The organism is Polynucleobacter arcticus (assembly GCF_013307205.1).
In the GTDB taxonomy this organism is placed as follows: domain Bacteria; phylum Pseudomonadota; class Gammaproteobacteria; order Burkholderiales; family Burkholderiaceae; genus Polynucleobacter; species Polynucleobacter arcticus.
The window spans coordinates 1,884,923-1,905,400 of sequence record NZ_CP028940.1 but is presented as its reverse complement, the minus strand read 5'-3'; the positions used below and the strand labels follow the sequence as shown (position 1 = coordinate 1,905,400).

Below are 20,478 nucleotides of genomic sequence, written 5' to 3'. Positions count from 1 at the left end.
TTACCGAACCAGTCAGCGGTAATGGTTGTACCAAGTGAATTACAGAATCTGCGAGCTTGCAAACATAAGCAGGGCCAAGGTGGACGTAGTTTGGTTGGAGTAATTTTTTTTGACTATAACAATTTGAGAAATCATGAAAACTTTTTCTGCAAAATCCCATGAGGTAGTGCATGAATGGTTCGTGATTGACGCTACGGACAAAGTCCTCGGTCGTGTCGCCAGTGAAGTGGCACTCCGTCTACGCGGCAAGCATAAACCTGAATACACCCCACACGTTGATACCGGCGACTTCATTGTTGTCATCAACTCTTCTAAGCTGCGTGTCACAGGCACAAAAGGCTTGAACAAAATTTATTACCGTCACAGCGGATACCCAGGTGGTATTAGCTCGACCAACTTCGACAAAATGCAAGATCGTTTTCCAGGTCGCGCTTTAGAGAAGGCTGTGAAGGGAATGTTGCCAAAAGGCCCACTAGGCTATGCCATGATTAAGAAATTAAAAGTCTACGGCGACGCCAGTCATCCGCATGCGGCTCAACAGCCAAAAGCGTTAGAGATTTAAGGAAACCAAATGGCTATTAATTACGGAAATTGGAATTACGGTACTGGTCGTCGCAAGAGTTCTGTGGCGCGTGTATTCATTAAATCTGGCAAGGGCGAAATCATTGTGAATGGTAAGCCTATCGACGCGTATTTTGCTCGTGAAACATCCCGCATGATCGCTCGTCAGCCTTTGGCTCTCACAGCCCACTTAACGACCTTTGATATCAAAGTAAACGTTTCTGGTGGCGGTGAAACTGGCCAAGCTGGTGCAGTACGTCACGGCGTAACTCGTGCGTTGATGGACTACGACATCACTTTGAAGCCAGCCCTGTCTAAAGCAGGTTTGGTAACTCGCGATGCTCGTGAAGTTGAGCGTAAGAAGGTTGGTCTGCACGGCGCGCGTCGTCGTAAGCAGTTCAGCAAGCGCTAATTTCTTTCAGTCGCTTAGTATTATTGAAAGGGTCGCGCAAGCGGCCCTTTTTGTTTCTACAATTTTGTTTCTACAATCTAGGTATGAAAGAAATAAAATTCACCTGTCAGTATTTTGGAGAATGACATGATTAAAGTTGGCATCGTTGGTGGAACCGGATATACCGGCGTGGAATTATTGCGTTTGTTAGCGCAACACCCTGATGTGAAGATCCAGGCGATTACGTCTCGTACAGAAGCTGGTATGCCAGTAGCGGAGATGTTCCCCTCTTTGCGTGGCCGCATTGATCTGAAATTCACAACGCCTAACGAGGCTAAGTTAAATGAATGCGATGTCGTGTTCTTTGCAACGCCACATGGTGTCGCAATGGCACAAGCTAAAGAATTGCTTGCGAATAATGTGAAGATTTTGGATCTGGCTGCCGACTTCCGTTTAAAAGACGTGAAAGAATTTTCTAAGTGGTACGGTATGGAGCATGGCTGCCCAGAGATTTTGGCTGAAGCAGTTTATGGTTTGGCGGAAATTAATCGTGAAGCAATTAAAAAAGCCCGCGTAGTAGGTTTGGCTGGTTGCTATCCAACTTCAGTACAACTGGGCCTTGCGCCATTGCTTTCACCTAAGTCTACCGGTGGCAAGCAATTAATTGATGGCACACATATTATTTCTGACTCAAAGTCAGGAACTTCTGGTGCTGGACGCAAGGCAGAAATCGGAACCTTGTTGTCTGAATCGAGTGATAACTTCAAGGCTTACGGTGTTAAAGGCCATCGCCATCTTCCCGAAATCGTCCAAGGTTTAAAAGCTATTGCTGGTCATGATCAGATTGGTCTGACTTTTGTGCCGCATTTGACGCCAATGATTAGAGGAATTCATTCAACCTTATATGTCCGCTTGACTGAGGCTGGAATGCAGGTGGATTTCCAAAAGTTATACGAAGAGTTCTACAAAGGTGAGCCTTTTGTTGATGTGATGCCAGCTGGAAGTCATCCAGAAACACGCTCTGTAAGGGGTAGTAATGGCTTACGTATTGCCATTCATCGTCCTGGCGATGGGGACACTTTAGTCATTTTGGTGGTTGAGGATAACTTGGTAAAAGGTGCTTCAGGCCAGGGCGTGCAGTGCATGAATTTGATGTTTGGCCTGCCAGAGACCACGGGGTTGACCCAGATCGCTGTTTCACCATAATGGGGTCAGCTGGAGAGACCCTTCAGCACGCTTAGAATTAAAAGCCTAAAATAGACTATTGCCTTTTGAATTAGGAGTAAATCATGACCCAATTAGCTACGCAAGAAACTGCGCAACCCGCACAAGATTTAGCCGAACCACCAACCCCATTGGTGTTTACGGACAGCGCTGCTGCAAAAGTAGCTGACTTGATTGCTGAAGAAGGTAATCCAGAGTTAAAGCTACGTGTATTTGTACAAGGTGGTGGTTGCTCAGGATTTCAGTATGGCTTCACATTTGATGATGCTGTGAATGAAGATGACACACTCTTTGAAAAGAACGGTGTGACTTTATTGGTTGATTCAATGAGCTTCCAATATTTAGTTGGCGCAGAGATTGATTACAAAGAAGATATCAACGGCTCACAGTTCGTAATCAAAAATCCAAATGCCCAAACTACTTGTGGTTGTGGATCTTCTTTCTCTGCTTAAAGAGAGAAAGCAATTTAATTACGCAGGATAGCAAGCGCCTAGAATTCTAGGGCCCTTCGCTCCCGTAACGGCTGGCAAATTTGCTGGCCGTTTTTCTTTATGGGCCCAGGCAAGCCATGCGAACGCGAGGCCTTCTACAAGTTGTGGATCGATACCAAGTACATCACTGGTCACAATTTCCAGTGAGTTTTTGAACAAGGCTTCGGCTTTGGTTTTAAATAAATCCAATAAGGCAGTATTGCGCGCACCGCCACCACAGATAACCAGTGTTTGGGTTTGCGGGGCATAGCCCTCTAAAGCTTGCAAGGCTGAGTCCACAGTTAATTGCAATAGCGTTGCTTGAACATCTTCGGAATTAATGTTGTCCGAACCAATTTGCTTTTGCAACCACTCTAGATGAAAGTCATCACGCCCCGTGCTCTTTGGTGGCGCTTTTGCGAAAAATGAATCTGTCAGCATTCTTGATAACAGCGCTTGATTGACTTTGCCTTGTGATGCCCAAGTACCGTTCTCATCAAAAGGGTGACCCTGCTGATCCGCAACCCAAGCATCCATCAACATATTGCCGGGGCCGCAATCAAAACCCTTCACCTCACCATCTTTGGGTAATAGAGTGAGGTTGGCAATGCCGCCAAGGTTGAGTACGGCGATATTTTGATCTGTAGCAAATTGTTGTGCATGAAAGGCTGGCACTAGAGGGGCGCCATGACCACCAGCGGCAAGGTCACGACTTCTAAAGTCCGCAATCACATCAATTCCAGTGAGCTCGGCCAATAGTGCTGGATTGAGGGTCTGGTGGGTATAGGCCAGGTGATTGGCGAGATTGGCCTGATGTCGAATAGTTTGACCATGGGCACCAATTGCGCTGATTTCAGTGGCATTCAGATTCTTCTGGTTAAGCAGGTCCTGAACGACCTTTGCATACTCTATAGCCAGGGCATTTCCGGCTTGTTTTTCTCGGTGGAGTTCATTTGGCCCTGGGGCTTGAAGGTCTAGTAGGGCTTTACGTAATTCAGGTGTGAAGGGTTTGCTCAATGCCCCTATTAGGGTTGCGTCACCTTCGGAGCCTATTTTTGCTAACACGGCATCTATTCCATCTAGGCTAGTGCCAGACATCAAGCCAATGAAGAGGGAATCGAGCTTATTCATGCGGTTCTAGGTTGTATTCTCAGGAATGCGACAATTATGCTTTAGTAATCTAAACCTTAATTTAACCGAATCAGTTTATAGACTCCGCATGACGGCTAAACCAGAACAAAAATATCCACTGACTCCTGAAGTTTTTGCAGCCCTTGAGGTAACCAAAAGGGGTTGTGATGAGTTATTGGTCGAGGCGGATTGGATTCAGAAGCTAGCCAAGAGTCAGGCTACGGGTACGCCTTTGCGTATTAAGTTGGGTTTAGATCCAACGGCGCCTGATATTCATTTGGGTCATACGGTTGTTTTGAACAAATTACGTCAGCTACAAGATTTGGGCCACACCGTGATTTTCTTAATTGGTGACTTCACCAGCATGATTGGTGATCCCTCTGGACGTAATGCAACCCGTCCACCGCTGACTGCAGAAGAAATTGCCGTTAATGCGCAGACCTACTATCGTCAAGCCAGCATGGTGCTCGATCCTGCTAAAACTGAAGTCCGTTACAACAGCGAGTGGTGTGATCCACTGGGCGCACGCGGCATGATTCAGTTGGCAGCGCGATATACCGTTGCGCAAATGTTAGAGCGGGATGACTTTACCAAGCGCTACCGTAACGGCGTGCCCATCTCTGTACATGAGTTCTTGTATCCATTGATGCAGGGCTATGACTCTGTTGCTTTAAAGAGTGACTTAGAGCTTGGTGGTACTGATCAGAAATTTAATCTCTTAGTCGGTCGCGAGCTCCAACGTGAGTATAGCCAAGAGCCACAATGTATTTTGACTATGCCTCTCCTCGTTGGTTTGGATGGCGTAGACAAGATGAGTAAGTCCAAAGGAAATTACATTGGTATCAGCGAGCCTGCTGGCGAGATGTTTGGCAAGCTCTTGAGCATCTCCGATGAGTTGATGTGGGATTACTTCACATTGCTGTCATTCCGCCCGATGGCTGAAATTGATTTAATGAAACAAGAAGTTGCTGCTGGCAGAAATCCAAAAGATTGCAAAGTACTGCTCGCACAAGAAATCGTTGCGCGCTTCCATTCGCAAGCTGCTGCAGAAAAAGCTTTGGAAGACTTTAATCATCGTGCTAAAGGTGGAATCCCAGATGACATTTCAGAAGTAAGCTTGTCTGGAGCGCCAATGCAAATCGCCAATCTTCTGAAGGCTGCTGGCTTAGCCCCATCAACATCCGAAGCGAATCGCAACATCGAACAAAACGGTGTAAAAATTGATGGCGCAACGATTACTGATAAACAGTTAAAAGTTGAAGCTGGTACGTATGTAGTGCAGGTAGGTAAGCGTAAGTTTTCCAAGGTAACGCTGAGCTAGTTCTTAAGACTCTATTGCGGAGTTGCTTGGTGGCGTAAGCCCAAAGTGCTCATAAGCTTGACGCGTTGCTATCCGTCCACGAGAGGTTCTTTGTAGGTAGCCCTGTTGAATCAGGTAAGGCTCCAACACATCCTCAATGGTGTCACGCTCTTCGCCAATCGCTGCAGCCAAGTTATCAATGCCTACCGGGCCACCATCAAACTTATGCAAAATGGCTTCTAGTAATTTACGGTCCATCACATCAAAACCACTTGGGTCGACATCAAGCATCTTCAACGCTGCATCAGCCATTTCTTTAGTAATCGTGCCAGTACCTTTTACTTCAGCATAGTCACGTACGCGGCGTAATAGGCGATTAGCGATACGCGGAGTACCTCTAGCGCGCTTCGCAATCTCAATTGATCCCTCGGGGTCAATATCAGCCTTCAGTAAGCTGGCAGAGCGAGTAACGATTTTGGTCAGCTCTTCGGTTGTGTAGAACTCCAGTCTTGCCACAATGCCAAAGCGATCACGCAGTGGATTGGTGAGCATGCCAGCACGAGTGGTTGCGCCAATCAGGGTAAATGGCTTGAGATCAATCTTGACGCTGCGTGCTGCGGGACCTTCGCCAATCATGATGTCTAGGCTGTAATCCTCCAGTGCTGGATACAGAATCTCCTCAACTATCGGAGAGAGGCGATGAATCTCATCAATAAAGAGCACATCGTTTGCTTCTAAATTGGTCAGTAAAGCAGCGAGGTCACCAGGTCTATCGAGAACGGGGCCGCTAGTTTGGCGCAAGTTCACACCAAGCTCTCTAGCAATAATGTGAGCTAAGGTGGTTTTACCTAATCCGGGAGGGCCAAACAAAAGAACGTGATCTAGAGCTTCTTGACGTGCTCTTGTCGCAGTGATAAAAATCTCTAATTGGGCACGAGCCTTGGTTTGACCAACATACTCATCCAGTTGTTTTGGACGCAGGGCCCTTTCAAAGACAGCTTCAGCATTGCCGGCTGCACCACTAACGATGCGATCGTTATTCTCCGGTAAATCTTCGGGGATTGAACTGAGGTCTTCTGTGTGGATTGCCATACTGCAAGTGTAGTGGTGTTTGGGTGACTAGTTATGAAGACTTGGAGAGGTATTTCAAGCCCATGCGAATACCATCCGAAACACTGCTATCTGGAGGGATTTGTTTGAGGGCCAAGAACGCTTCTTTTTCTGAATAACCCAGTGCTAAGAGAGCTTGCAATACTTCGCTACTCGCTTCCACTGCTTGGGGTTTGCCACCCACGATTCCCAGATCGGGAGCTAGCTTCCCTTTTAACTCAAGACAAAGGCGCTCAGCAGTCTTTTTGCCAATGCCGGGGACTTGAGTCAGACGTCCCGCTTCTTGCATGGCAATTGCTTGAGCTAATTCATTGACGCTCATGCCAGAAAGTACGGCAAGGGCGGTACGTGAACCGACACCGCTAATCTTGATCAATTGTCTAAATGCTTCACGCTCAATTTCTGTAGCAAAGCCAAAAAGTTGCTGGGCATCTTCACGAACTTGGAAGTGGGTAAGAAGCGTAATTTTTTGATTGGTTTCTGGTAGTTGATACAGGGTGCTCATCGGCACGTCGATCTCATAGCCAACGCCTTGGCAATCGACCAAGAGGCGGGGTGGATGAACTGAAACGAGAATGCCTTGTATGCGACCAATCATGTAAAGATCTTAACCTGTTTGTATTGTTATTTCTTACTACTCTTTTTGGGTGCAAGAGCAGCGGTAATTGCTTTCGGAATCTGGGCATGATGCGCAGCGCAGATGGCGACCCCTAAAGCATCTGCTGCATCGGTTCCAGGAGCACGACTTAAGCGCAGCAAACGTTTCACCATTTCTTGAACTTGGGGCTTGGTGGCTCTCCCGGTCCCTACGATGGACTGCTTTACCCTGAGTGCGCTGAACTCTGCAACAGGGAGTTTGTCGGAGACTAGAGCTGCAATCACCGCACCTCGTGCCTGACCTAACATCAGGGTAGAACGAGGATTAACGTTCAGAAATACTTCTTCGATAGCTGCTTGTTCTGGGTGGTAGATCTCTAGAACCTCTTTAATGCCTGAGTACAAGATTCCTAATCTCACAGGAAGACCTTGGTCTGGATCACCGCTTTCAATCGTCCCAGAGGCTACGTAACTCAGTTTTTGGCCATCAACATCAATGACACCAAAACCGGTTGTTCGTAGACCTGGGTCGATTCCTATCCAGCGCATAAGTGATTAGTGGCGGAAATGGCGTGTGCCAGTAAAGATCATGGCAATACCATGTTCATCAGCTGCTGCAATGATTTCATCATCACGCATACTGCCACCGGGTTGGATAGCGCAGCTGGCGCCGCCATTCACAACTACGTCTAAGCCATCGCGGAATGGAAAGAAAGCATCACTGGCTACCGCTGAGCCTTTGAGACTAAGACCTGCATTCTCAGCCTTAATACTTGCCATACGAGCAGAGTCTACGCGGCTCATTTGGCCTGCACCGATACCCAGAGTCATGCCGTTAGCGCAATACACAATCGCATTGGATTTGACGAACTTGGCAACCCGCCAGGCAAACATCATGTCGTGCATTTCAGTAGGGGTTGGAAGACGCTTGCTAACAACCCGCATTTCGTTATCAAGGACGTTCTTCGCATCAGGAGATTGAACGAGCAAGCCACCACCAACGCGTTTGAAATCAAAGGTATTAAATGCGGTACCTAGGGGAATTTCTAAGAGTCGGACATTTTGCTTGGTAGCAAAGATCGCTTTAGCTTCAGTGCTAAAGCTGGGGGCAATTAATACTTCTACAAATTGCTTGGAGATAGCTTCAGCTGCTGCACCATCACATGGCACGTTAAAGGCAATGATGCCACCGAAGGCTGAACTAGGATCTGTTTTAAATGCTTTTTGATAGGCCTCGAGAGCATTGGCAGCAACAGCTACGCCGCAAGGGTTAGCGTGCTTAATGATGACGCACGCTGCAGCACCACCAGCATTGCCAGTAAAGCTCTTGACGCATTCCCAGGCAGAATCTGCATCAGCGATATTGTTGTAGGAGAGCTCTTTACCTTGCAATTGCTTGTAGTTGGCAAGCGCACCATCCACTAGATAAATGTCTTTGTAGAAAGCAGCTGATTGGTGTGGGTTCTCGCCATAGCGCATCTCTTGTACCTTCTCAAAGGCAAGATGCAGCGTTTCTGGATAAGCAGAGCGTTTCTTGTGATCGAGGTCATCACCTAATGCAGATAAATAATTGGCAATCGCACCGTCGTATTGTGCGGTATGAGCAAATACTTTTTTAGCCAGGCCCAAATTGGTCTTATAAGAAACTACGTTCTTATTGGCTTTCATTTCTTCGAGAACGGGCGCGTAATCCTCTGGAGAAATGAGCACAGTCACGTCTTGGTGATTCTTAGCAGCAGCACGCAACATCGCTGGACCACCAATATCAATGTTCTCAACCGCATCTTCAAACGAGCAATCTGCTTTAGCAACTGTCTCGTTAAACGGATAGAGATTAATCACGAGCATGTCGATCGTATCGATGCCATGCTCTTTTAGTGCGGCCATGTGTTCAGGAAAATCTCTGCGAGCCAGTAAACCGCCATGCACTATGGGGTGCAAAGTCTTTACGCGACCGTCAAGCATCTCTGGAAACTTGGTGAGTGAAGATACTTCTACTACGGGTAGGTTATTTTCAGCCAAGAGTTTTGCGGTACCACCAGTAGAGATCAGCTTGATGCCTTGCTCATGCAGGGCTTTGGCAAAAGGCACGATGCCATTTTTATCAGATACAGAGAGTAGGGCTGTGCGGATCATATTTTTTAGAGGGGGTAATGAATAAAGAATTGGTTAATTAGGTGTGATTTGTTTCAGGAGCTGGTGCTCGACCAATTTCTTGTGCAGCGTATTACGGTTAATGCCAAGATACTGAGCAGCCAAAGACTGATTCTGCTTCGCATGTTGCATGACTAATTCAAGCATGGGCTTTTCAACTACCGCGAGAACCATTTGGTACAAGTCGGAAGGAGGCGTGCCCTTGAGATCGTCTAAGTAACCCTGGAGTTGGGTTTCAATGCATTCGGTGATGGGGTGCTTATTGGTCATAAATAAATTAAATAACTAAAAACAAGATTTAGGCTGCTTCTAAAAATAACAAACGATCCGAGTGGGATTTCATTTCATTAAAAAAATCATTAACCATTTGTAATTGGGTTTTGCAATCATCAGCTGTATTCATTCTTTGACGAAATGCATGGGAATCACGTAAACCCTTGCAGTACCAGCCGATATGCTTACGTGCTGTACGTAAGCCGATATATTCACCATAAAACGCATAGTGATCCAGAAGGTGGGCATTCATGATGTCCTGAATCTCATTAATTTGGGGTGTCGGCAATTTACCGCCCGTCTCCAAAAAATGATTGATCTCACGAAAAATCCAAGGGCGTCCTTGAGCGGCACGACCAATCATGATGGCATCAGCACCAGTTTCCTTTAAAACAAATTCCGCTTTTTCAGGTGTGGTGATATCGCCATTTGCGACGACTGGAATGGCAACACTGTTTTTCACGGCGGTGATAGTTTCATACTCAGCTTCGCCATGATACAAATCAGCTCGCGTACGACCATGTACGGTCAACATGGAGATTCCTGATTTTTCTGCAAGGCGGGCGATATCGATCGCATTCTTGTGCTCGCGATCCCAGCCCGTCCGAATTTTTAAGGTTACAGGAACTGCATCAGCGCCTACACCCACAGCTTGAACGACAGCTTCCAGAATTTGTTGTACTAGGGGTTCATCTCGCAATAGTGCGGAACCAGCCGCAACATTACATACCTTTTTGGCGGGGCAACCCATATTGATATCAATAATCTGGGCGCCATGATCAACGTTGAGCTTAGCTGCTGCGGCCATCATCCTGGGATCAGCACCAGCGATTTGGACTGCGATGGGATTAAATTCACCTTGGTGATTCGCGCGACGTTGGGTTTTCTCACTCTTCCACAACAAAGCATTGGAAGCAACCATTTCGGAAACAGCATAGCCAGCACCCAGCGTTTTACACAGTTGCCGAAATGGACGATCTGTTACTCCCGCCATGGGGGCAACAAATAATCTATTGGCGAGAAGGTGTGGGCCGATCTTCATGTGTCGCAGATTGGGTTATGGGGGTCTTTAGTGCTGGAGAAAGGGTGTCACTTTAGCACAGGTCGGCCTAAATTTGCCTAAAAAATAGGCAGATTCACTGATTTAGATCAAACCGGGAACGCTTGTAGTTTGGAGGCTATTTCAGCCCTTTAGCGCCTGCCAAACATCATCTGGCGAGCTAAGGCTATTTTGACTGATGGGAGCCATTGGAGGGCCGATAGAGCTAATCCACGGCCGATCACGATGGGCAGCAGATTGGAGGTAAAGATTCTAGCCATAAAGTCAGTTAGGCCAATCGTGGCGGATCGGTCTAACTTACGACTTTGAGCGTACTCCTGAAGTGTCGCTTCAATTGCCTTGGGAGTTTTTTGATCTTCGGGCTTGGAGAAGAGGGCGCTGAGTTTTTCAGCCAAAAGATAAGCATCCCTCAATCCAAGATTGAGACCTTGTCCTGCGACCGGATGCAAGGTCTGGGCGGCATTGCCAATCCACACTTCGTTGCCTTGGGTAATTTCTTTGCGGTAATTCAGCCCTAGTTCATAAAGACGACGATCTTGGATTTTGAGGAACTGTCCAACGCGTGAGCCAAACTCCGCTTGTAAGCTTTTTAAGAAATCCGCATCACTCAAGGCGAGACGAGCTTTTGATGATGCTGGTGATCCGCACCAAATCAAATTGAGAATATGGGGGCCGGAGTGGCTTGGTAAAACTGCTAAAGGCCCTTCTGAGGTGAAACGCTCCCAAGCTTGATGTGGTGCTACTTGCTCAACCTCAACTAAGCCTACTAATGCGGACTGTTCATAGTCCCGACCAGACTCGACCCAATCCTGAGTTTTAAATAATCCACCCTCAGCATGCACTACGCATCGAGCTTGTGCTTCTTTAGTATCGACGTTGGTATTGCTATCAAGGTGCTCCCAAACAAAATGGGGGCTATTTTTTTGAATAGCTCTTAGGGCTTTGCGCAAAGTGAGGTGAATATCGCGATAGCGAATGATGTGACCCAGCGCATCTTGCTTCAGTTCTTCGCGTGTCATGAGTGCACGACCAAAGCGACCTGCTTGAGACACATGCACCTGATGAATGTCAGCGCATTCAGTAGGCCAAGCATTAATCGTGTCTAACAATAGCTTACTGCCATGTGATAGGGCGACTCCCCTACTATCTGCAGCCACTAAATCAGCATCATCAATCGGATTTCGGTCTAGTAAAGCAAGCTTGGCTTCTGGAAACTTTTGCAGGCACCAGGCTGCGCAGGCTAAGGCCACTGGCCCTCCACCTTGAATCACAATATCGAAGTTATTTACTTGCATATTAGGTAATGTTGTATTCAATGATGCATTAATGATTTTTTATCAGCGCTTCGATTTCATCAGCCTTGACTGGCACACCACGAGAAATCAATTCACAACCAGCATCATTCACTACAGCATCATCCTCAATGCGAATACCGATATTCCAAAAGCGCTCGTCTACATCATCTGCTGGGCGAACATACAGGCCTGGCTCAATAGTTAGTACCATACCCGATTGGAGAAGACGCCATGGCTTTTCTGAAGCATTTGTTGCTGTGCTAAGCGGTTCGCGATACGAACCAACGTCATGCACGTCCATGCCTAGCCAATGTGAGGTGCGGTGCATATAGAAACGACGATAGGCCCCTGTCTCAATCGCGTTATCTAGTGAGCCTAACTCTGCAAGCTTGAGTAGCTTCTCATCGAGCAAGCCTTGAGTGAGTACCTTGAGTGCGGCCTCATGTGGCTGCATAAATGTGTTGCCGGGCTTGGTAGCCGCAACGGCAGCCTCTTGTGAGGCAAGTGTGATGTTGTACAAAGCACGTTGAGGACCAGAAAATTGACCGTTGACTGGAAAGGTCCGGGTGATATCGGAGGCATAGCCATCCAGTTCGCAGCCGGCATCAATCAAGCAAAGTTCACCACTACGGAGTTCAGTATCGCCAGCGCGGTAATGAAGAATGCAAGAGTTGGCACCACCAGCAACAATGCTGTTGTAGGCAACACTTTGTGCGCCGCTATGACGGAACTCATAAAGTAATTCTGCCTCAAGGTGGTATTCACGAAGTCCAGGTTTGCAAGTCTGCATAGCGCGGATGTGAGCGCGCGCAGAAATGGCTGCAGCACGACGCATGATGTCAATCTCATGCGCATCTTTAAAGAGACGCATTTCATGAATCAAACTTTCTACATCATGAAACTCGGAAGGAGGGTTAATGCCGGCACGGGCTTGGCCTCGCACTTGTTTCATCCAATGACGTAAGCGACGATCTGCCTCTGCACTTTCAGCCAGGCGAACATAAACTGCATCTTGATCCGCTAGAAGCGCACTCAGTTTGCGATCAAGCTCATGATTACTGTGAGCATATTCCACGCCTAACGCTTCAGGTGCAGCCTCTGGACCTAGGCGAATGCCATCCCAAATTTCACGCTCTGCATCTTTGGGTCTGCAAAAGAGATGTGATTCGAGTTGGGGTTGCGATGACGATCCAGTAATCTTCAATACGAGCGTTGCGCCTGGCTCTTCAAAGCCGGTGAGGTAGAAGAAATCACTGTCGTGACGATAAGGAAATTCGCTATCTCGATTGCGCGCAGTCTCAGGCGCTGTAGTGATTATGGCAATGCCACCACCAGTTTTGGCGCAGATCTGTTTGGCCAGATCTGTTCGGCGTTGTTGGTAGATGTGGATTTTATTCATCAACTGCATTGAGCTCTTGTAATCGTTGTGGCGTACCTACATCGTGCCACGGACCGGTGTATTTTTCACCGGACACTCTATTTTCAGCCATTGCCTCTCTAAGTAGTGGGGCCAGTTTGGATGGCACGTCTAGCTCTAAATCCTTGAAGAGGTCGAGGTGATAGAGTCCAATGCCGGAAAATGTCAGCTTTTCAGCACCATTGAAGGGCTCAAAAGCCACCTGGGATCCTTTGAGATAAAAGTCGCCCTCAGGGTGCTGTACTGGGTTTGGAACCATTAATAGATGCGCTAAAGGCTTGTTTGGCATGCTACGTAGGCTAGAAACTTGGTCTAAAAGCTGCTCAATTGGCAGATACGGACTAAACACATCACCATTGATGACTAGGAAATAGTCGCTGGGCCTAAGTAAAGGCAGTGCCTTCCGAATGCCCCCTGCCGTTTCTAGGGCTGTAGCTTCTGGCGAATAGGCAATATTGAGATCAAACTGACTGCCATCACCTAGGGCATCCTCAATCTTTTTACCAAGCCAAGCATGGTTAATCACCACTTGTTTGATCCCTGCCGGACTAAATGCTTCCAGATGCCAGGCTAACAGAGATTTATTTTTGATCGTGAGGAGTGGTTTTGGTAGCTCATCCGTTAAAGGACGCATGCGCTCACCTCGACCTGCGGCAAGCAACAAACAAGGAATACGACTGGTCTGATTCATCATGAATGGGTGCTTATTTCTGAGTTGGCCGTGTCGATTCTAAAATTCGCGCCAAAGGCTTTAGTTCAATATAACGATTAGCAGTAGCAATCGCATATTCGAGTACTAATGGAATATCTTTGAGATAAGCATCCTTACCATCACGATGAAATAGCCTTGCAAAGATACCTAAGACTTTGAGGTGGCGTTGTAAACCCATCCATTCAAAGTCACGATAGAACTGCCCAAAATCATTAGGCATGGGTAAGCCTGCTTGACGACCTTCTTCCCAGAACTTAATAACCCAATCAATCACGCGTTCTTCGGGCCATACAATGTAAGCATCACGCCAGAGAGAAGCGGCATCGTACGTAATTGGTCCATACACAGCATCTTGAAAATCAATGACGCCTGGATTATTTTTTTCAGTCACCATGAGATTGCGTGAATGGTAATCACGGTGAACATAGACTTTCGCCTGTGCAAGGTTATTTTGCAGGATGAGTTCAAACGCCTGCTTCATTTGAGCATGCTGAAGTTCGGTTAACTCAAGGTGTAGATGTTCCTTTAGATACCACTTAGGAAATAAATCTAATTCTCGTTGCAACAGTGCTTCATCGTAGTTTGGTAATACATCGGGTTTGCTCGCTAATTGCATTTGCACTAAAGCGTGCGTCGCATCTTTATACAAATGATCAGCGCTCTCAGAATTGAGTTCCGCTAGGTAGGTTTTATTGCCCAAATCGTTGAGTAAAAGAAAACCCTCGACAGTATTTTGTTCTAGGATTTTTGGAACATTTAAACCCCCATTGTCGAGCAATAAATCGACCGCGATGAAGGCATCTAAGGGCTCATGTTGGGGTGGGGCGTCCATCACAATTAAAGTCCGAAAATCGGGGTTTTTAGACTCAATCCGGAAATATCGCCGAAAGCTGGCATCTGCCGAGGCCGGGGCCAAAGTGGGGAGATCTAATTGCCAGCTAGGTTCAAGGCCTTTTAGCCAGTTGCGGAGGGAGTCTAAGCGGGAGTCAGTCATGGTCGATTCGTATAATAAGGCGGGTCTGGATCTATGAGTCATTATCGCCGTCGCGCCGGCCTTTGCGCCCCTCTTTTTTTAACTGTCACCCTGCGCGTAATGATGGGGGTTGGATTGTCGCAATTTGCGCTCCCAAGTGTTGCTCAAGCACCAGCGCCTCTACCCCCCTCAGCGCAGTCTTTAGGAAGCTCTGCTAACTCTGTTTTGATCCCTGATCGTGGCGATGTCACCGTTCTCAAGCTGGATGATCAACTGCGAGTTGGAAAGCCTATTGAGGATAGCAAAGCATTAACCTTTACATCGAGTGATTCGATTGATGGAATTGTGGATCGGGAAATGCGTTTAAAAGGACGGGCACAAATTCGTCGTAATGGCGCCGTCATTAAAGCAGATGAAATTAAATACGACCCTGATTCTGATGTGGCAAATTTATTAGGTAATGCTGAATTTTCAAAAGGGAACGCATTATTTAAGGGCCCAAAGGCGCGTTTACGAGTAGATGCACGTGACGGTGAAATGGAGACTCCAAATTATGAGCTCCGAGATAATCGCGCTAGTGGTAAAGCAAAAAAATTAACGATCGCAAGCTCTGACGTATTCGTATTTGACAAGGCAACTTACACTACTTGCACTCCAGAAAACCTCGATTGGTATTTCACAGCTAGTACCCTTGAAATAGATAACGAACAAAAAGAAATGGTGGGTACACATGGTGTCATGCGGTTCTTTGACGTACCCATTGCTTATGTACCTTATTTCACGGCCCCAACATCGAATCAACGTCGTTCTGGAATATTAGCCCCAGTAGCTGGCTATAACTCTAACAACGGTATTGACATCACGCAGCCCTATTACGTCAATATCGCTCCAAATCGTGATCTGCTGTTACTGCCCCGAGTCATGGGTCAACGTGGTGTTCAGTTGGGTGCCAAGTATCAGTTCCTAGATAAGCAATATTCAGGTAGCTTAGGCGGAGACTATCTGCCTTATGACCGTAAGACTGGAACTGATCGCTGGCGCTACGACTGGCAGCAGAGACAGAACTTTAGTGGCGATTTATTGGGAATGGGCGGGATCCCCATTGCTGGGGCATGGACGGGCTATGCCAATGTGGCTCGCGTTTCGGATAACTTATATCCAACCGACTTCTCACAAACTATTGCCGGGGCTGTGACAAACCAATTTCGTCAAGATGTCGGTACTACCAAGAATCTGACGGGGACATTAAGTAATTGGACTGTGGGAGCAAGGGCAATGACCTTTCAAACCTTGCAGCCAGATCCAACTGTGACGGTGCAGTCCCCTTACAATATTTTGCCTAATATTACGGCCGCCTATAACAACCGCTTAACACCAACAGTTGCTGATGCTAGTGGGAAGTACATTATTTTGCCATCTGGTCCCACAACGACTTTTTCAACGGATTTCACACGCTTTGCCTATAACATTGGAAGCAACCTGGCGGCAACCGCGCCGGGGGCTTATAGCCAAGCGGATAGAACGGTAATTAAGGGCGCCTTAGCCCTGCCTCAAATTACCCCTGGCTATTACATTACGCCAAAGGTGAGTTTTCAGTCGAATACTTATAACGTAACACCATACAACCCAGTAGGCGCTCCGATTGCCCAAGGTTTTACGATACCCACAGTTAGTTTGGATTCAGGTCTGTCATTTGAAAGAGATGCCGCAGAATTAAAAGGCTTCTTTGGTCGCGATATGTTGCTCACCATGGAGCCAAGAGCTTTTTATGTTTACACGCCATTTCAAAGCCAAGCCCAAACCCCATTGTTTGATACGGCCGATGCTGGTTTTGGGGTCACTCAAATTTTTAGTGAAAACACGTTTATCGGTAATGACCGTATTGCCGATAACAATAAATTGACTGGTGGTTTAACTAGCCGCATGATTGAAGCTAGTACCGGTGCAGAGCGCGCTAATGTCACACTTGCTCAGCGCCAGGCCTTTACGGGCCAGAAAGTGGGTCTAAATGGCACTATTGCCAACCCAACAACCTATTCCGATACCTTAGGCTCGGCTTCAGTGCGCTTGCTTGGCAATTTCAGCACGGATGTATTCGGCCAGTACAACACTCAATTAAATCGCCTGGTTCAAACAACGGTTGGGGGAAGTTGGCGCCCTACACCGGGTAGAAGTTTGAACTTTGGCTATCGCAATGTTTGGACGCCGCCAACGCAAGCATCCGTTCAGAATAACCAAGCTTTTGTACCCTCAGCAACCACCACAGATCAATACAATATTTCAGGCCAATGGCCCCTCACTCGTGAGGTCTCTGTCTTAGGCCGCTGGGGATATGATGCTTTAACGACCAAAACACTCAATACCTTAGTAGCTTTGGAGTGGATGCGAGACTGTTGGACCTTACGTGGCGCCTACTCACAGATGCTAAATACCTCACAAATAACGACTACCCAAGTTTTATTCCAAATAGAATTTAGGGGCTTTGGTAGCGCCGGTAGCAATCCAGTTGATATCATGAAGTTTAATGTTCCCGGATATATGCCTACTTCTAAGCCTATACCACCTTCAATATATGAGAACTATCAATGATGCATAGGAATCGATTTAACCAAGCTCTTGCAGCCATGATGTTAGCTGGTGCTGCTTTGCTGTCTCAATTTGCTTTTGCGCAAGATAGCACCAAGACTTCATCAGATAGCAAAATTCGCAATATTGATGGTGTTGCTGCAGTAGTCAATACAGGCTACGTCACACGCAAAGAGATTGACGATCGAATCGCGGCGCTGCAAAAGCAGGGAACCAAACTGCCTGATGCAGCAACTGTGCGCAAGACCGTACTTGAGCGCCTCATCCTTGAAAAGATTCAAGTCCAAAATGCTGAACTAGAGGGTCTCGCTGTCAGCAACAAAGAGCTCGATAAAATCGTCGGTGATATTGCTGCCAAGAATAAATTAACTATTGCCGAATTAAAGGTCAAAATAGCAGCAACTGGTAGTACTTATGAGCGTTATCGAGAGCTGTTGCGTGACGATATTGTTATTAGCCGTTATCGCGAGCGCGAGGTAGAAGGCAAAATTAAGATTTCTGATGCGGAAATTGATAACTTCATTGCAGACCGGAATCGTGAGGTCGCTGGCGCGGGAAAAGTAGCACGCTCAACACCAGCGGCAAAAGGTGAGCCTGAAGAAATTGATGTGGCACAAATTTTTATTCCTGCGGATGCTAGTGCAGGCGTAGGTGCCCAAGCTGAAGCAAAGAAAAAAGCAGAATCACTGTTACGCGATGCCCGGGGCGATGTTGATTTCTTGCAACTGGGAGCGATGGCAGCCAAAGACAATCCGAAGATTAAGTTTCAGGATCTGGGTTATCGCACCCCAGATCGCTTGCCGCAATTATTTTATGAGGCCATTAGAAACATTGGGAGCGGTCAGGTTGCTAATGCAGTTGTGAAGAGTCCGGCTGGTTATCACGTCCTCAAGGTTCTGGATCGACGTGCGCTAATGGCTAGTGCCTCTGTGCCACAACAAGCTGCTCCGCAGGAGAATGCTGCGTCGACACCTCAAAATATTATGGTGACACAGACCCTATCTCGCCATATCTTATTACGTAGTCGTACTGGATTGACTGACCAAGATGCTGAAAGACGCTTGGCAGGTTTCCGAGATCAGATTCGTTCAAAGACGGTTGATTTTGGTGAGTTGGCTAAAAAATATTCAGAGGATGGTTCTGCGGCTAATGGCGGAAATCTTGGTTGGATGGGTCCTGGCGATTTGGTTCCAGAGTTTGATCAAGCAATGAATCGCTTACAAATTGGTGAGGTGAGTAACCCCGTAAAGACAGAGTTTGGCTGGCATTTAATTCAAGTGCTCGAACGTCGTGAAGCGCAACTCACTTTAGAGAAGCAGCGTCAATTTGCCCGTGCGGCTATCCGTGAGCGTAAGTTTGAGCAGGCTTACCAGGATTGGTTACGTGAATTGCGCGATACCGCTACGGTGAAGATCATTAATGCAGATGATCCAGCAGCCAGCCCTCGTTAATCTCGTCATCAGTACTGGCGAGCCCGCCGGGGTTGGTCCGGAGGTTTCAGTTGCAGCAGCGCTTGCCTTCTTGCAAGTCCAGCCTAACGTAATTATTACCTTGCTGGGTGACCGAAGCCTACTCCCAATAGCTGAAATACCTCAGGACCTACTAACTCGCTTGAAGGTAGAGGAAGTTTCACTTTCTGTACCAGTTATTTCCGGTCAATTAAATTCATTAAATGCCCAGTATGTTCTCGAAATGCTCAACACCGCAGTAGAGGGATGTCTTGATGGTCGCTTCGCTGCTATGGTGACTGCACCAATTCAAAAGAGCGTGATCAATGATGGATGTACTACAGGTAATGTACTGTTTACTGGACATACCGAATATTTAGCAAAGTTATGTCATCGAGATCATGTTGTCATGATGTTGTGCGCAAGCTTGCCAGCAGGATTTTTAGGTCTCCAGAGTGCTCGTGCGCTACGGGTTGCTTTAGCCACTACGCATTTGCCATTGAGCGATGTGCCTTCTGCATTGAGTTGCGAGCATATTCTGGAAACTATTCGTATTGTTGATTCTGACTTGCGAACAAAATTCGGTATCGCTAAGCCGGTAATTCGTGTTGCTGGCCTAAACCCTCATGCGGGTGAATCAGGTTATCTCGGGCGCGAAGAAATCGAGATAATTAGTCCAGCTATTCAAGCTGCAAAAGATCTTGATATGCAGGTAAGCGGACCCTATCCTGGTGACACGATGTTTGATGCTGGCTGCTTAGAAACCGTGGATGCATTTATTGCGATGTATCACGACCAAGGTCTAGCACCATTTAAGTTTGTTAGCTTTGGTGGCGGGGTAAATGTCACCTTGGGACTACCAATTATTCGTACTTCAGTTGATCATGGCACCGCACTAGATATTGCTGGTAAAGGCCTAGCGGACTCTGGCAGCATGCTTGAAGCTTTGGGCTTGGCTTATCAATTAGCAGTCAATTCTCAGAGTGCCAATACATGATGCATCGTGCTCGCAAGCGATTTGGTCAAAACTTTTTGCAGGACTCGGGAGTGATTTATTCCATCGTTGCCGCAATCAATCCCAGCGAGAATATGCACGTGATTGAAATCGGCCCGGGTCTTGGCGCACTGACAAAGCCTTTGCTCAGCAGCCTTGATCATTTAGATCTTTTAGAGATTGACCGAGATTTAGTGGCTTATTGGAATCAAGAAAATCTCAAAGGTCTTAATATAATTGAGGGGGATGCTCTTAAGTTTGATTTTCTAGCTTGGGCAACAACGCGACCAGTCAATGGTGGTTTGTGTAAGGTCGTCGGTAACCTGCCATACAACATTTCTTCGCCATTACTTTTTCATTTAGTCTCAGCTGCTCATGTGATTGATGAACAAGTATTCATGCTGCAGGCTGAGGTAGTAGAGCGCATGGTATCTAAGGCTGGTGGTTCAGAATTCAGTAGGCTATCGGTGATGTTGCAAGCGCGCTATGACATGGAGCTGGTGCTTGAGGTTCCTCCTGAGGCATTCGATCCACAGCCTAAGGTGAACTCTGCTGTAGTTCGCATGATTCCTAGAAGAGATTTTCATTTAAGTGATGCCCAGTGGCATGCTTTGGAAAAAGTCGTAGCAGCAGCATTTTCTCAAAGAAGAAAAATGTTGCGTACTAACCTGTCCGTTTTCTCTGACCGGCTAGCTCTGTCCGATTCCGAGTTGAAGGCGCGCGCACAAGATATTTCAGTGGAGCGCTATATTGAATGGGCTAAAGTCCTAGCCACATAAATC

20 protein-coding genes are annotated in these 20,478 nt (G+C 47.0%); 9 read left to right on the top strand and 11 right to left on the bottom strand.

The features are described from left to right. The first annotated feature begins 133 nt into the window (after nucleotides 1-133). The 4 genes from rplM (at nucleotide 134) to erpA (ending at nucleotide 2,628) form a co-directional block, all read left to right on the top strand. Nucleotides 134-562 (top strand): 50S ribosomal protein L13, encoded by a 429-nt coding sequence (gene rplM, locus DN92_RS09605; RefSeq protein WP_015422034.1) that lies wholly within the window; start codon nucleotides 134-136, stop codon nucleotides 560-562. Between the two features lie 9 nt (nucleotides 563-571). Then, nucleotides 572-973 carry a 30S ribosomal protein S9 gene (gene rpsI / locus DN92_RS09600; protein ID WP_173961023.1) on the top strand — a complete coding sequence of 134 codons (402 nt, stop codon included), beginning with the start codon at nucleotides 572-574 and terminating at the stop codon, nucleotides 971-973. 126 nt (nucleotides 974-1,099) lie between these two features. Further along, nucleotides 1,100-2,158: an N-acetyl-gamma-glutamyl-phosphate reductase gene (gene argC / locus DN92_RS09595; RefSeq protein ID WP_173961022.1), complete on the top strand. Its 1,059-nt coding sequence runs from the start codon at nucleotides 1,100-1,102 to the stop codon at nucleotides 2,156-2,158. Nucleotides 2,159-2,241: 83 nt separating this feature from the next. After that, nucleotides 2,242-2,628, top strand: a complete 387-nt coding sequence (erpA, locus tag DN92_RS09590; RefSeq protein ID WP_012358423.1) for an iron-sulfur cluster insertion protein ErpA — start codon at nucleotides 2,242-2,244, stop codon at nucleotides 2,626-2,628. A gap of 18 nt (nucleotides 2,629-2,646) precedes the next feature. Here the strand turns inward: erpA and DN92_RS09585 are convergent, their stop codons facing one another. Then, nucleotides 2,647-3,777, bottom strand: coding sequence for an anhydro-N-acetylmuramic acid kinase (locus tag DN92_RS09585; RefSeq protein WP_173961021.1), 1,131 nt, complete (start codon nucleotides 3,775-3,777; stop codon nucleotides 2,647-2,649). Between the two features lie 88 nt (nucleotides 3,778-3,865). On the opposite strand from DN92_RS09585, the gene tyrS reads away from it, so the two are divergent. Beyond that, nucleotides 3,866-5,098, top strand: coding sequence for a tyrosine--tRNA ligase (gene tyrS, locus DN92_RS09580; protein ID WP_173961020.1), 1,233 nt, complete (start codon nucleotides 3,866-3,868; stop codon nucleotides 5,096-5,098). Between the two features lie 3 nt (nucleotides 5,099-5,101). Here tyrS and ruvB read toward each other — a convergent pair whose 3' ends face one another. The 10 genes from ruvB to DN92_RS09530 form a co-directional block, all read right to left on the bottom strand. Next, on the bottom strand, nucleotides 5,102-6,169 hold the full coding sequence (ruvB, locus tag DN92_RS09575; RefSeq protein ID WP_173961019.1) for a Holliday junction branch migration DNA helicase RuvB: 1,068 nt from the start codon (nucleotides 6,167-6,169) through the stop codon (nucleotides 5,102-5,104). 31 nt (nucleotides 6,170-6,200) lie between these two features. After that, nucleotides 6,201-6,785: a Holliday junction branch migration protein RuvA gene (ruvA, locus tag DN92_RS09570; protein ID WP_173961018.1), complete on the bottom strand. Its 585-nt coding sequence runs from the start codon at nucleotides 6,783-6,785 to the stop codon at nucleotides 6,201-6,203. Nucleotides 6,786-6,811: 26 nt separating this feature from the next. Further along, entirely contained in the window at nucleotides 6,812-7,333 is a 522-nt protein-coding gene (gene ruvC, locus DN92_RS09565; protein WP_173961017.1) for a crossover junction endodeoxyribonuclease RuvC, read from the bottom strand. A gap of 6 nt (nucleotides 7,334-7,339) precedes the next feature. Next, nucleotides 7,340-8,920 carry a bifunctional phosphoribosylaminoimidazolecarboxamide formyltransferase/IMP cyclohydrolase gene (gene purH, locus DN92_RS09560; protein ID WP_173961016.1) on the bottom strand — a complete coding sequence of 527 codons (1,581 nt, stop codon included), beginning with the start codon at nucleotides 8,918-8,920 and terminating at the stop codon, nucleotides 7,340-7,342. Between the two features lie 33 nt (nucleotides 8,921-8,953). Beyond that, nucleotides 8,954-9,208 (bottom strand): helix-turn-helix domain-containing protein, encoded by a 255-nt coding sequence (locus tag DN92_RS09555; RefSeq protein ID WP_173961015.1) that lies wholly within the window; start codon nucleotides 9,206-9,208, stop codon nucleotides 8,954-8,956. Nucleotides 9,209-9,236: 28 nt separating this feature from the next. Next, entirely contained in the window at nucleotides 9,237-10,253 is a 1,017-nt protein-coding gene (gene dusB / locus DN92_RS09550) for a tRNA dihydrouridine synthase DusB (RefSeq protein ID WP_173961014.1), read from the bottom strand. A 149-nt stretch (nucleotides 10,254-10,402) separates the two neighbouring features. Further along, a complete protein-coding gene (locus DN92_RS09545; RefSeq protein WP_254598290.1) occupies nucleotides 10,403-11,587 on the bottom strand; it encodes an FAD-dependent monooxygenase in 1,185 nt (394 codons plus the stop codon). Nucleotides 11,588-11,594: 7 nt separating this feature from the next. Further along, entirely contained in the window at nucleotides 11,595-12,965 is a 1,371-nt protein-coding gene (locus DN92_RS09540) for an aminopeptidase P N-terminal domain-containing protein (protein WP_173961013.1), read from the bottom strand. Further along, complete coding sequence (gene murU, locus DN92_RS09535; protein ID WP_367651928.1) at nucleotides 12,958-13,677, bottom strand: N-acetylmuramate alpha-1-phosphate uridylyltransferase MurU; 720 nt, start codon at nucleotides 13,675-13,677, stop codon at nucleotides 12,958-12,960. The genes DN92_RS09540 and murU overlap by 8 nt, the downstream gene beginning before the upstream one ends. 10 nt (nucleotides 13,678-13,687) lie before the next feature. Further along, nucleotides 13,688-14,689 (bottom strand): aminoglycoside phosphotransferase family protein, encoded by a 1,002-nt coding sequence (locus DN92_RS09530; RefSeq protein WP_173961012.1) that lies wholly within the window; start codon nucleotides 14,687-14,689, stop codon nucleotides 13,688-13,690. 33 nt (nucleotides 14,690-14,722) lie between these two features. Between DN92_RS09530 and DN92_RS09525 the strand changes: the two genes are divergently transcribed. The 4 genes from DN92_RS09525 to rsmA are packed head-to-tail and all read left to right on the top strand — an operon-like array spanning nucleotide 14,723 to nucleotide 20,475. Then, the gene (locus tag DN92_RS09525) at nucleotides 14,723-17,257 is read left to right on the top strand and encodes an LPS-assembly protein LptD (protein ID WP_173961011.1); all 2,535 of its coding nucleotides are present in this window, start codon (nucleotides 14,723-14,725) and stop codon (nucleotides 17,255-17,257) included. Next, complete coding sequence (locus tag DN92_RS09520; protein ID WP_173961010.1) at nucleotides 17,254-18,705, top strand: peptidylprolyl isomerase; 1,452 nt, start codon at nucleotides 17,254-17,256, stop codon at nucleotides 18,703-18,705. Before DN92_RS09525 ends, DN92_RS09520 begins: the two co-directional genes overlap by 4 nt. Further along, nucleotides 18,680-19,699, top strand: a complete 1,020-nt coding sequence (pdxA, locus tag DN92_RS09515) for a 4-hydroxythreonine-4-phosphate dehydrogenase PdxA (RefSeq protein WP_173961321.1) — start codon at nucleotides 18,680-18,682, stop codon at nucleotides 19,697-19,699. Before DN92_RS09520 ends, pdxA begins: the two co-directional genes overlap by 26 nt. Beyond that, the gene (rsmA, locus tag DN92_RS09510) at nucleotides 19,699-20,475 is read left to right on the top strand and encodes a 16S rRNA (adenine(1518)-N(6)/adenine(1519)-N(6))-dimethyltransferase RsmA (protein WP_173961320.1); all 777 of its coding nucleotides are present in this window, start codon (nucleotides 19,699-19,701) and stop codon (nucleotides 20,473-20,475) included. Before pdxA ends, rsmA begins: the two co-directional genes overlap by 1 nt. Nucleotides 20,476-20,478 lie beyond the last annotated feature (3 nt).

Coding starts and splice junctions, on each gene's coding strand:
- rpsI (WP_173961023.1), top strand. CDS start 572: ATGGCTATTAATTACGGAAATTGGAATTACGGTACTGGTCGTCGCAAG.
- argC (WP_173961022.1), top strand. CDS start 1,100: ATGATTAAAGTTGGCATCGTTGGTGGAACCGGATATACCGGCGTGGAA.
- dusB (WP_173961014.1), bottom strand. CDS start 10,253: ATGAAGATCGGCCCACACCTTCTCGCCAATAGATTATTTGTTGCCCCC.
- purH (WP_173961016.1), bottom strand. CDS start 8,920: ATGATCCGCACAGCCCTACTCTCTGTATCTGATAAAAATGGCATCGTG.
- rplM (WP_015422034.1), top strand. CDS start 134: ATGAAAACTTTTTCTGCAAAATCCCATGAGGTAGTGCATGAATGGTTC.
- DN92_RS09525 (WP_173961011.1), top strand. CDS start 14,723: ATGAGTCATTATCGCCGTCGCGCCGGCCTTTGCGCCCCTCTTTTTTTA.
- rsmA (WP_173961320.1), top strand. CDS start 19,699: ATGCATCGTGCTCGCAAGCGATTTGGTCAAAACTTTTTGCAGGACTCG.
- ruvC (WP_173961017.1), bottom strand. CDS start 7,333: ATGCGCTGGATAGGAATCGACCCAGGTCTACGAACAACCGGTTTTGGT.
- ruvA (WP_173961018.1), bottom strand. CDS start 6,785: ATGATTGGTCGCATACAAGGCATTCTCGTTTCAGTTCATCCACCCCGC.
- ruvB (WP_173961019.1), bottom strand. CDS start 6,169: ATGGCAATCCACACAGAAGACCTCAGTTCAATCCCCGAAGATTTACCG.
- DN92_RS09555 (WP_173961015.1), bottom strand. CDS start 9,208: ATGACCAATAAGCACCCCATCACCGAATGCATTGAAACCCAACTCCAG.
- erpA (WP_012358423.1), top strand. CDS start 2,242: ATGACCCAATTAGCTACGCAAGAAACTGCGCAACCCGCACAAGATTTA.
- DN92_RS09530 (WP_173961012.1), bottom strand. CDS start 14,689: ATGACTGACTCCCGCTTAGACTCCCTCCGCAACTGGCTAAAAGGCCTT.
- tyrS (WP_173961020.1), top strand. CDS start 3,866: ATGACGGCTAAACCAGAACAAAAATATCCACTGACTCCTGAAGTTTTT.
- pdxA (WP_173961321.1), top strand. CDS start 18,680: ATGATCCAGCAGCCAGCCCTCGTTAATCTCGTCATCAGTACTGGCGAG.
- DN92_RS09520 (WP_173961010.1), top strand. CDS start 17,254: ATGATGCATAGGAATCGATTTAACCAAGCTCTTGCAGCCATGATGTTA.
- DN92_RS09585 (WP_173961021.1), bottom strand. CDS start 3,777: ATGAATAAGCTCGATTCCCTCTTCATTGGCTTGATGTCTGGCACTAGC.
- DN92_RS09540 (WP_173961013.1), bottom strand. CDS start 12,965: ATGAATAAAATCCACATCTACCAACAACGCCGAACAGATCTGGCCAAA.
- murU (WP_367651928.1), bottom strand. CDS start 13,677: ATGATGAATCAGACCAGTCGTATTCCTTGTTTGTTGCTTGCCGCAGGT.